10 protein-coding genes are annotated in these 10,841 nt (G+C 72.0%); 6 read left to right on the top strand and 4 right to left on the bottom strand.

Going from position 1 to position 10,841, the window contains the following annotated elements; translation table 11 throughout:
• Window positions 1–512: 512 nt before the first annotated feature.
• A complete protein-coding gene (locus tag VLK66_RS10085; protein WP_325309277.1) occupies window positions 513–1,115 on the bottom strand; it encodes a 5-formyltetrahydrofolate cyclo-ligase in 603 nt (200 codons plus the stop codon).
• A gap of 247 nt (window positions 1,116–1,362) precedes the next feature.
• Complete coding sequence (locus VLK66_RS10090) at window positions 1,363–2,262, bottom strand: pseudouridine-5'-phosphate glycosidase (protein ID WP_325309278.1); 900 nt, start codon at window positions 2,260–2,262, stop codon at window positions 1,363–1,365.
• A gap of 85 nt (window positions 2,263–2,347) precedes the next feature.
• On the opposite strand from VLK66_RS10090, the gene VLK66_RS10095 reads away from it, so the two are divergent.
• From VLK66_RS10095 to VLK66_RS10115, 5 genes are all read left to right on the top strand, one after another.
• Window positions 2,348–3,871 carry a pyridoxal phosphate-dependent decarboxylase family protein gene (locus VLK66_RS10095; RefSeq protein WP_325309279.1) on the top strand — a complete coding sequence of 508 codons (1,524 nt, stop codon included), beginning with the start codon at window positions 2,348–2,350 and terminating at the stop codon, window positions 3,869–3,871.
• A 117-nt stretch (window positions 3,872–3,988) separates the two neighbouring features.
• The gene (locus tag VLK66_RS10100) at window positions 3,989–4,825 is read left to right on the top strand and encodes an SDR family oxidoreductase (protein WP_325309280.1); all 837 of its coding nucleotides are present in this window, start codon (window positions 3,989–3,991) and stop codon (window positions 4,823–4,825) included.
• A 66-nt stretch (window positions 4,826–4,891) separates the two neighbouring features.
• Window positions 4,892–5,884 (top strand): glycosyltransferase family 9 protein, encoded by a 993-nt coding sequence (locus VLK66_RS10105; protein ID WP_325309281.1) that lies wholly within the window; start codon window positions 4,892–4,894, stop codon window positions 5,882–5,884.
• Window positions 5,885–6,014: 130 nt separating this feature from the next.
• The gene (locus VLK66_RS10110; RefSeq protein ID WP_325309282.1) at window positions 6,015–7,640 is read left to right on the top strand and encodes a methyl-accepting chemotaxis protein; all 1,626 of its coding nucleotides are present in this window, start codon (window positions 6,015–6,017) and stop codon (window positions 7,638–7,640) included.
• 120 nt (window positions 7,641–7,760) lie between these two features.
• Window positions 7,761–8,519 carry a HAMP domain-containing sensor histidine kinase gene (locus tag VLK66_RS10115; RefSeq protein ID WP_325309283.1) on the top strand — a complete coding sequence of 253 codons (759 nt, stop codon included), beginning with the start codon at window positions 7,761–7,763 and terminating at the stop codon, window positions 8,517–8,519.
• A gap of 305 nt (window positions 8,520–8,824) precedes the next feature.
• Here the strand turns inward: VLK66_RS10115 and VLK66_RS10120 are convergent, their stop codons facing one another.
• Entirely contained in the window at window positions 8,825–9,268 is a 444-nt protein-coding gene (locus tag VLK66_RS10120; protein WP_325309284.1) for a hypothetical protein, read from the bottom strand.
• Between the two features lie 61 nt (window positions 9,269–9,329).
• Window positions 9,330–9,770: a hypothetical protein gene (locus VLK66_RS10125; protein ID WP_325309285.1), complete on the bottom strand. Its 441-nt coding sequence runs from the start codon at window positions 9,768–9,770 to the stop codon at window positions 9,330–9,332.
• 231 nt (window positions 9,771–10,001) lie between these two features.
• Here VLK66_RS10125 and VLK66_RS10130 point away from each other — a divergent pair, with 231 nt between their 5' ends.
• On the top strand, window positions 10,002–10,547 hold the full coding sequence (locus tag VLK66_RS10130; protein WP_325309286.1) for a phosphoribosyltransferase: 546 nt from the start codon (window positions 10,002–10,004) through the stop codon (window positions 10,545–10,547).
• Window positions 10,548–10,841 lie beyond the last annotated feature (294 nt).

Consider the following 10,841-nt stretch of genomic DNA (forward strand, 5'->3'; position numbering starts at 1 on the left):
GCTGCGCGCGACCACGGAGGATGAAAGGAGATTGGTCGTGAGCGCTGATGCCACAGAATGAGCGGATCAGCCTCGCGCAGTTTGCGAGGCTTCCCGTAGTTGTTGCTGCGACTTCAGTCGCCGGTGACCGGCTGCGTCCGGGACTTTCTATTCAGGCCGGCCACACCCAAGTGCGTCCAAGCGGATCTCTGCAGGCCGAAGGATCTATCGCCTCTTCATGAGCATGCGGCGCGGAAACGCGCCCAACGGCTGCCGTGGTCGCGGTTCCCAGGCTGACGTGCTGGAATGGGATAGATCCTTCGGCCTGCAACCGTCCGTACCGGCCAAGCGACGGTGTGGCCGGCCTGAATAGAAAGTTCGCGGCCTTGCCCCTCACCGGCGACTAAAGTCGCAGCAACAACTACGGGAAGCCTCGCAAACTGCGCGAGGCTGTTCGGCTCGGCAGCCGGTTTCGCTCTGGAGGACGCCTCCCCCTTTCATCCATCGTGGTCGCGCGAAGCGCGGTGTTCGACTCAGGATGACGTCCCGGGCGCAGGCGCGAGTGGGCCCGAGCGCCGCCAGATCTCGAGCTCGGTGACGACGGCGTCGAGCGGCAGGTCCCACGGCTCGGTGGGGATCTCCGGCATCTCCTGGAAGGAGAAGAAGATGCCGCAGCGGAAGCCCCGCCACTCCGGCGCGCCGAACAGCCGGTCGTAGTACCCGGCGCCACGGCCGAGCCGGTTTCCGCGTCGGTCCCACGCCAGCCCCGGCACCAGCGCCGCCTCGATCGATTCCTCCGCGACGACGGGGCACCGCGCCGGGTCCGGCTCGCGGATCCCGTAGTTCCCCGTCAGCAGGTGGTCCAGCGAGTCCACGCGGTGCAGCGTCATCGTCCGCGTCTCCGGCACCGTGCGCGGGTAGACGAGGGTGATGCCGCGCCGCAGCGCCTCGGCCGCGATGGCGTCCGTCGTCACCTCCTCCGGCAGGTCCGCGAAGAGGAGAAGCGTCCGCGCGGCCGCGATCTCCGGCACCGTCCACACGCGCCGGTCCAGCGCCGCCTCGGCCGCCGCACGCTCCGCGTCCGCCAGCGCGCGCAGCCTCCGCCGCGCCTCGGCCCGCAGCTCTGCCTTCGTCATCGCGCGGTGACCGCCGACGGTGTTTCCCGCGCCGATCCCCCGATGACGTCATCCTGAGTCGTCCCCGCGATACGCGCGTCCAGGGAGGATGAAAGGGAGACGCCCTCCGCAGCCGGACCTGGCTTCCGGGCTGAACAGCCTCGCGCAGTTTGCGAGGCTTCCCGTAGTTGTTGCTGCGACTTCAGTCGCCGGTGACCGGTTGCGCCGGGAACTTTCCGCACCCGCGCCCATTCCCGATTCACGGCCATCAATCCCCCGCCAGCGCGGCGGCCACCTGCGCGGCCACGCGGGCGTTGTTGCGCAGCAGGGCGACGTTCGCCTCCAGCGACCGCCCGCCGGTCCGCTCGGCCACGGCGGTGAGGAGGAACGGCGTCACCTCCTTGCCGCGGATGCCGCGCGCGTCCGCCTGTTGCAGCGCGGCGCGGATCGCCGTCTCCACCTCGGCGGCGGGGAGGGCGTGCTCCGGCGGCGGCGGAACGCAGAGGAGGAGCGCGCCGGGAAGGTTCATCTCCTCGTGCGCCGTCCACAGGTCGGCCACCTCGCGCGGCGAATCCACCCGCACGTCCACCGCCAGCCCGCTCTCGCGCGAGTAGAAGGCCGGCAGCTCGTCCGTCCCGTATCCGGCCACCAGCACGCCCGCCGTCTCCAGCGCCTCGCGCGTCGCGGCGAGGTCCAGGATCGCCTTGGCGCCGGCGCAGACCACCAGCATCCGCGTGCGCCCCAGCTCCGCCAGGTCGGCCGAGACGTCGTGCGCGCCGCCGCGGTGCACCCCGCCAATCCCGCCGGTCGCGAACACCGACGCCCCCGCGAGGTCCGCCAGCCACATCGTGGCCGCCACCGTCGTCGCGCCGTCCATCTTCCGCGCGATGGCGATCGGCAGGTCGCGCGTGGACAGCTTCAGCACGCCCTCGGCCGTCCCCAGCCGCTCGATCTCCTCCTCCGACAACCCCACGACCGGCTGCCCGGCGACGACGCCGACCGTGGCGGGGACGGCGCCGTTCGCGGCCACCTCGGCCTCCAGCTCGCGCGCCACCTGCAGGTTGCGCGGGTGCGGAAGGCCGTGGGCGATGACGGTGGATTCCAGCGCCACCACGGCGCCGCCGTCTTCCAGCGCCTTCTGGACGTGCAGGGGAGTCTGGATGTGCATCGGCCCGGGATTGCATGCGTGCGTCGCCGTGCGTCCGCCCGGCGGGGCGGATAAGTTACCGCGGACCCCTTGCCGCGAAAACCTGATGAGCACCACCGAGCCCGCGCCGCCCGCCGCCGCGCCCCGTTCCGCCGCCCCCGTGCTGGGCGACATGCCGCCCGAGGAGTTCCGCCGCCACGCCCACGCCGCGGTGGACTGGATGGCGGACTACCTCGCCGGCGTGGAGCGCCATCCCGTCCTCTCGCGGGTGCAGCCGGGCGACGTCGCCGCGCTCATCCCACCCTCACCACCGTCACAGGGCGAGGACTTCGCGGGCGTGCTGGCCGACGTGGAACGGGTGGTGATGCCGGGGATCACGCACTGGAACCATCCCGGCTTCTTCGCCTACTTCGCCATCACCGGCTCCGGGCCCGGCATCATCGGCGAGATGATGGCGGCGGCGCTGAACGTGAACGGGATGCTGTGGCGCTCGTCGCCCTCCGTCACCGAGGTCGAGGAGCGGGCGCTGGACTGGCTGCGGCAGATGCTCGGCCTCCCCGAGGTCTTTCGGGGGACGATCCAGGACACCGCCTCCATCTCCACCCTGGTCGCCATCGCCACGGCGCGCGAGGCGGCGCGGGTGGGGGTGCGGGAGATGGGGATGAGCGGGCGCGACCTGCCGCGGATGCGCGTCTACGCCTCGGAGCAGGTGCACTCGTCCATCGACAAGGCGTGCATCACCCTGGGCCTGGGGATGGAGGGGCTGCGGAAGATCCCGGTCGACGCCGAGTTCCGCATGGACGCCGCCGCGCTGGATGCGGCGATCGAGGAGGACCGCGCGGCGGGGATGCTTCCCTTCTGCGTCGTGGCGACGGTGGGGACCACGTCGACCAGCAGCATCGACCCCGTCGCCGCCATCGCGGACGTGTGCGCGCGGCGGAAGGTGTGGCTGCACGTGGACGCGGCGTACGGCGGATCGGCGGCGGCGGTGCCGGAGCTGCGGTGGATCCTGGACGGCGCCGAGCGGGCGGACTCGGTCGTCACCAACCCGCACAAGTGGCTGTTCACGCCCATCGACATCTCCGTGCTCTATCTGCGCGACCCGGAGCTCTGCCGCCGCGCCTTCTCCCTCGTCCCCGACTACCTGGCCACGCCGGAGGGCGCGAGCGTCACCAACCTGATGGACTACGGCCCCGCGCTGGGCAAGCGCTTCCGCGCGCTGAAGCTGTGGTTCGTGCTGCGCTACTTCGGCGCCGAGGGCGTGGCCGCGCGCATCCGCGAGCACGTGCGGCTGGCGCGGGAGCTGGCCGGGTGGATCGACGCGGAGCCGTTCTGGGAGCGGATGGCGCCCACGCCGCTCAGCCTGGTCGTCTTCCGCCACCGCCCGGCGGGGATGGGCGAGGAAGAGACGGACGCGCACAACGAGCGGATCATGGCCGCGGTGAACGAGAGCGGGCGCATCTTCATCTCCCACACGCGCCTGCACGGCCGCATCGCCCTGCGCCTGGCGATCGGCAATCTCCGCACGCAGGAGCCCCATGTCCGCGCCGCCTGGGACCTCCTGCGGAAGACGGGAGACGAGCTGCTCCGCGTGCGTTCGCCGACTTTCGGACGCGAATCGATTCCGTAAACCGCAATCTCCGCGTCTCCGCGTGAGATCCTGCGATGCTCGAGACGCGGTGGGGATTCGTCTTCGCACGAGACCTGCGGTCGCCATCGTCCACACCTTTTCAAGCGGGACGGGAGCATGGCCGAGAACGGATCGTCGGGAGAGAAAGTCGTCGTCATCACCGGCGCGAGCGGCGGGATCGGGGCGGCGGTCGCGCGCGAGCTGGGGCGGCGCGGGCACGCGCTGGTGCTGGCCGCGCGCAACGAGGACGCGTTGCGCGCCGTGGCCGCGGAGGCAGGCGGGCGCGTGCACGTGGTCCGCGCGGACGTCACGAAGCGCGCGGACGTCGAGCGCCTGCGCGACGAGGCGCTGGCGGCGTTCGGACGCGTGGACGTGTGGATCAACAACGCCGGGCGCGGCATCAACCGCTCCGTGCACGAACTGACGGACGACGACATCGACGAGATGATCGCCGTGAACGTGAAGGGGCCGGTTTACGGCGCGCAGGCCATCCTCCCGCACTTCCAGGAGCGCGGAACCGGCCACCTGATCAACATCTCCTCCTTCCTCGGCCGCGTTCCCGTCGCCACCAACCGCTCGGTCTACAGCGCGGCCAAGGCGGCGCTGAACTCGCTCACGGCCAACCTGCGCGTCGACCTCGCGAAGAGCTTTCCCGGCATCCACGTCTCCACGGTGATGCCGGGGATCGTGAGCACCGACTTCGCCACCAACGCGCTGGGCGCGGGGAGCGGGCCGCCGGGGATCCGTCCCACCGGCCCGATGGCGCCGCAGACGGCCGAGGAGGTCGCCACGCAGATCGCCGACCTGGTCGACGCGCCGAAGCCGGAGCTGTACACGAATCCCGCCCACCCGGCCATCGCCCGCGCCTACTACGCCGACGTCGGCGCGTTCGAGGAGCAGGCCGCGCGCGGCTTTGCGCCGCCGCCGCAGCCCCAGCCCGCGGCGGACGCGTAGCGGCACGGAACCGGCAAGCGCTCCGCACGGTGCGGACGGAGAAAAATCGGAACGCGGAGGGCGGCCTTGCCGGGCGCGGACGTGGAGCGGGTGGAGATCGAGGAGCGGGCCGGCGCGGCGTGGTTCCGCGCCATGCGCCGCGGCGACTTCGCGGCGGCGTGGCGTGCGAGCGACGCGGTGCTGCGCGCGCACGCCGGCGTGCCGTGCTGGAACCGTCCGCGCCACGAGCAGTGGGTGTGGGACGGCACGCCGCTGGACGGCCGCCGCGTCCTGGTCCGCTGCTACCACGGCCTGGGCGACACCCTCCAGTTCATCCGCTACGCGCCGCTGGTGAAAGCGATCGCCGCCGGGGTGGCGGTCTGGACGCAGCCGCAGCTCATCCCCCTTCTACGGACAGTCGGCGGGATCGACCATCTCCTCCCGCTGCACGACGGCGAGTGCGAGGCGGAGTACGATGTGGACGTGGAGGTGATGGAGCTCGCGCACGTCTTCCGCAGCACGGTGGACGACCTCCCCAACCGCGTTCCCTATCTCCACGCCGATCCGGCGCCGCTCGCGAAGGACGGCCGCCTCGCCGTGGGGCTGGTGTGGCGGGCGGGGGATTGGGACGAGCGGCGCAGCGTCCCCTTCCCGCTCCTCGCCCCGCTCGCCGGGATCCCCGGCGTCGCCCTCCACCTCCTGCAGCGCGGCGATGCGCTCGCGGAGGCGCCGGACGGATTCGGCGTGGTCTCCGGCTCGGACGACGTGACGGAGTGCGCGCGGGTGATGCGCGCGCTGGACCTGGTCGTCACCGTGGACAGCATGCCCGCGCACCTCGCCGGCGCCCTCGGCGTCCCCGTATGGACGCTGCTGCACGCGGACTGCGACTGGCGCTGGATGGACGCCCGCGACGGCTCGCCGTGGTACCCCACCATGCGCCTGTTCCGCCAGCCCCGCGCGGGCGAGTGGGAGCCCGTCATCGCCCGCGTCGCGGACCGGCTGCGCGCGATGGCGGCGAGGCGGCAGCCGTCCCGCGGCGGCCGCGGGGGACGGAGGAGGAGCGCGATCGTTTCTCCGTGACCTCCGTGACCTCCGTGACCTCCGTGACCTCGGTGAGAGATCCTCCGTGAATCACTTGACGGGGCACCGGGCGCGCGGCATCATTGCCTCCCCGCCGTCCCGCAGCCCCATCTTCGCTCCGCTCCCACACTTGACCGACCGCGGCACCGACTTCGACGCGCTCTTCGCGCGCGAGCGCTGGCTGGTGATGCGCGAGCGCCACCGGCAGGCCCTGGCCAAGCGCTGGTTCCTCTGCTTCCTGTCGGTGGCGATGGCGCTGGCCGGCCACTACACCGGCGCGCTCCGCATCACCCTCGCCGCGGCGGTGGCGCTGGCGCTCGCCACCTTCACCGGCAACGCGCTGGTCGCCGGGCTGCACCGCGCGGGGAAGTTCTCGCCCTGGCAGTTCTGGTTCATCTCCACCCTCGACGTGCTGGTGATCGGCGGGTTCGCGTGGGCGCTGGGGCCGCAGGGGTACCTCGTCCTCCCCTACCTGATCTTCGCCGTGGGCGGGTACGCGCTGGGGATGCCGCGCGCGGCGCAGGTCCAGCTCGCGCTCGCCGCCGTCGTGTATCCTCTCGGCCGCTGGCTGGGGCTGCGCGGGGGAGACGGGCGGGCGGCCGTGGTCATCCTCATCGAGACGCTCTTCCTGCTGGGCACCGGGTGGCTGGCGATGGCGGGCCCCGCCGCCTACACCCGCCGCCTCCGCCGCGTGCGCCATGCGCTGGCCGGCGCGGCGCGGGGCGATTTCACCGCCCGGCTCCCCGGCCGCCACCTGGACGACATCGGCTTCCTTTCCGTCTCGGTGAACAGCATGAGCGAGGCGGTGGGAGAGATGGTGCGCGAGATCCAGGAGCGCGCCCGGGCCCTCGCCCGCCTTTCCGACATCCTGGCGTCGACCGCCGACGAGGTGCAGGCCTCGGCGGCCCTCATCGGCCAGTCGACCGGCGAGGTGGCGCGCGAGGCCCGCGACCAGCTGCAGCTCATCGCGGCCAGCGGCGGCGCGGTCGACGCGGCGAGCCGCGAGGGCGACGCGCTGCGCGAGCAGGCGGCGGCGTCGAGCCGCGAGGCGCGGGAGATGGCGGGTGAGGCGCGGGCGCACGCCGAGCGCATCGGCCGCGCCGGCGGGCTGCTGATGGAGCTGCGCCACGACTACGGCGGGCTGGAGACGGCCATTGACGCACTGGAAGAGGCGGGAAGCCACGTGGCCGGCTTCGTCACCACCATCCAGGAGATCGCCGAGCAGACCAACCTGCTGGCCCTGAACGCCGCCATCGAGGCCGCGCGCGCCGGCGAGCAGGGGCGCGGCTTCGCCGTGGTGGCGGGCGAGGTGCGCGACCTGGCCACGCAGTCGGCCGCCAGCGCCGCCGAGGTGGCGGGAACGGTGCACCGCACCGCCGCCGCGATCGCCGACGTGCGCGGGCGGCTGCGCGCGGGAAGCGTCCGCATCGCCGGGGTGGGCGACGTGGCCGACGCCGGCCGCGACTCGCTGGGCTCCATCGTCAGCGGGCTGGAGCACACCGTCCGCTTCATTGAGCGCATCACCGCCGACGTGGAGCGGCAGGCCGCGGCACTTGCCGCAATTCGCGACGGGATGGGCCGCATCCGCGGGATCACCCAGGCCGCCGTGGAACGCGCCGAGAACGCGGCGGCGGCCACCGAAAACCAGCAGGCAGCGGTCGGGCAGCTGGCCGAAACCAGCCAGCGCACAGCAGAAACGGCGGTGGATCTGGATGCGCTGGCCGGCCGCTTCCGCGTGGCTGCGGCGAGGGAGTGACGCCACGCGACTGGCGACCGTCTTGCATCCACGGTTATCTTTGCAAGCGCCCCACACCCCGTGCCCGGCGAAGTCCGTTCCGGGTGTCCGGGAACCCTCTCACGGCGGGTCGAGGGACCGATGGAATTCGGCAGCCGTTCCAACCCGTACGACGACTACCGCGGCCTGCAGCTGCGCGAGCGCATGGAAGCGCTCGGGCAGGTTTCGGCCGAGCTGATGCACGACCTGGCGCTGGGGCTGAGCGCGCTGGAGGCCCGCGCGCGCCTTGCCGCCGCCGACGCCCGCGACGGCCGCCCGGCCACGGGTGACCTGGAGCACGTGGTGGAGACCAGCGCCGACCTGAACCTGATGGTCCGCGACACGCTGGACGTGGTGCAGGGGCGCGCGCTCTCCCCCGAGGTGCGCTTCGACGTGGGCGTGGAGGTGGAGCGCGCGGTGCGGCGCTTCTTCCCCGGCTCGCGCGGCGTGGAGGTGCGGCTGAAGACCGACCTTCCCGGCACCGTGGAGGTGGAGGGGCGCGCGTCGTTCCTCTTCCGCTCCGTGTGGAACCTGCTGTCCAACGCCATGCGCCACTGCCGCAGCGAGGTGCAGGTGGGCGTGAGCGTGGAGGACCCGCGGCGGATGGACGAGGACGCCGAGGCGGTGGTGTGCATCGACATCGAGGACGACGGCGCGGGGCTGGACCTGGCGCGCGCCGCCACCCTCTTCGAGCCCGCCCCGTTCGCCGACCCCGAGGGTGGGGGGATGGGGCTCTCGGCCGTGGCCTGGATGGTGTCGCAGCTGGGCGGCTGGGTGCGCCACCGCCCCGGCGACGAGCTGGGCGGCGCCTGCTTCGAGATCCGCCTCCCCGTAGCCGACCACGCCACCAGCACCGGCTGAGCGCCGGGGAGATGAAGAAAAGCAGAGGAGCCGGCGGTCAAAGCGACCGCCGGCTCCTCTGCTTTTGCAATTCTGCATCCGCGCGCGACGCCAGCCTCGGCGCGGCCCCGGCTGGTCCCCTCCCCCGGCCCCTCCGCCCGCTCCGCGGGGGAGGGGAGAACTAATCGCGGCACAAACCTCGGTGCGTTGCGGTGATGCCGAGGCAGCAGTCCCGCAGGGACTTTGTGCTGTTGTTGCCCGCGAATTCATTCGCCGGGAAGGCTTGGACGCGCGCCAAAGCTTCGGCCGCACCTCGACTTTGGCGCCTACAACCCCTGCTGCTGCCGCACGAGGAGATCGTAGTTTGCGCGCTGTGCCGGGCTCAGCGTGGTGGGGAGCCCGACGGGAATTGCCGTATCTCCCGTGCGTTCGGGAAGGTGCAGCACCAGCGAGCCGGGCGGCACCGGACGCGCGTAGTCGGCCGCGCGGCCGCCGGCGTCGATCTGCACCGTGCGGCCGGGCGTGGCCAGGTTCGCCAGCACGCGCCCGTACTCCAGCCACTCGGCCAGCGGGTCGCTGTCGTCGGCCGCCACGGCGGGGATCAGGCGTTCCTCGAAGTAGCTCACCGCGCGCTGGTACGCCTCGCGGTTGGCCGCCTTCAGGGCCGCCATCTGCTTGCGATAGAAGTCGCGCGGGTCGCGCGCGCCCGCTTCCTGGAGCGCGCGGGCGAAGCGCTCGTCGGCGCGCGCGCGGAGGTCTGCATCTGCCATGCGGGAGATTGTACTGCCGCGCGGGTCCGCGCGCGAGCAGCGTCCTCCGGCGGCCGCTGCCTCACTTCGGCCGGTCCGTCAGGCGGTAGACGAGCTTCAGCCCGGACCACGTTGCGTCGATGGCGCACACCTTCACGTCCACCATCCCCCGCTCCAGCGCGATCTCCCGGACGACGTCCTCGGTGAGGTCGGTGCGCACGCCGGACGCCTTCTTCGGCCACGCGATCCACAGCATCCCCGCGGGGAGGAGGGAGCGCGCGAGGGCATCGAACCGCGCCCGCAGCGCATCCGCGGAGAGGGTGAAGAAGACGATCAGGTCCAGCCCCGCCGCCGTATCGTCATCCTCCCCAATCCTGATGACGTCTCCCGGCAGCTCGCCGAGCGTCGCGGCGAAGTCTGCCGGGGCGTCGAGGATGCGCAGGCGGTGGCCGGGCTTGATGCCGAGCTTCTTCGGGAGCGGCGTCCCGCTGTAGCCGGCGGGATTCGGCGCGGAAGGTGGCATCGGAATCGGGCGAGCGGCAGATCGGGATGATGGAGATGCGGGGAAATCCCGACTCCAGCGGCGGCACGAGGAAGGTATCGTGATCGCCCGGCGGATGGGAACGTGCGCGGCCGGCGCGGCGCCGGGACAACGCTGAAATCGAATCACGGCAAACGTTTTCTTCCCTTCGGGGAACGGAACTTGTAACGTGCACGCCCCTCGCTCCACCCACCCGTACGGAGAGGTGCCGCCATGCCCCGCACGTACCCGTTCCCTGGCTCGCCGGCGCTGACAGCGACGCAGGGCACCTTCGAGCTGTCGTGGGAGCTGTTCGGCGAGATGTGCCGCGCGCTGGCGGTGCGCGTGGCGCGCGAGTACCGGCCGGACCTGGTCATCGGCGTGGCCACCGCGGGGGTGATCCCCGCCGCCACGCTGGCCTCGATGCTCGACGCCGAGTTCGACTCGATGAAGATCTCGCGGCGCGACGGCGCGGCGATGACGGTGGAGCCGCGCGTGCTGTCGGCCACGCCGGTGCGCTGCCGCGGCAAGCGCGTGCTGATCGTGGACGAGATCACCGGCAGCGGCGACACCATGCGGCTGGCCTTGGCCGCGGTCCGCGAGGTCGGCCCGGCCGACGTGCGCACCGCCGCCGTGTTCGTGCGCCCCGGCGGCTGGCGCCCCAGCTACTTCGGGATGGAAACGGGCCAGCTCATCGTCTACCCGTGGGACCGCCAGGTCATCACCGACGGCGAGCTGGTGACGGGGCCGATGTACGAGGGCGCGGGGGCGAGAGTGTAAACAGAAGTCCTAAGTCCTAAGTCCCAAGTCCCAAGTCCTGAGTTGTGCCTACGGCACTTGGCACTTGGCACTTGGCACTTGGCACTTGGCACTTGGCACTTGGCACTTAGGACTTAGGACTTAGGACTTAGGACTTAGGACTTAGGACTTAGGACTTAGGACTTAGCAGGATGCTAAAAAACAGTGCTTGGGCTTCGCCCGACTCCTCAAACCGGGGGTCGTCAGCAGGCCCAGCGTCCAGGGGAGCTCCGGGCGTGCCGTTTCGTCCTGTTTCGCACCGGAATCGGTGCGCGG

Source organism: Longimicrobium sp., assembly GCF_035474595.1.
GTDB lineage: Bacteria > Gemmatimonadota > Gemmatimonadetes > Longimicrobiales > Longimicrobiaceae > Longimicrobium.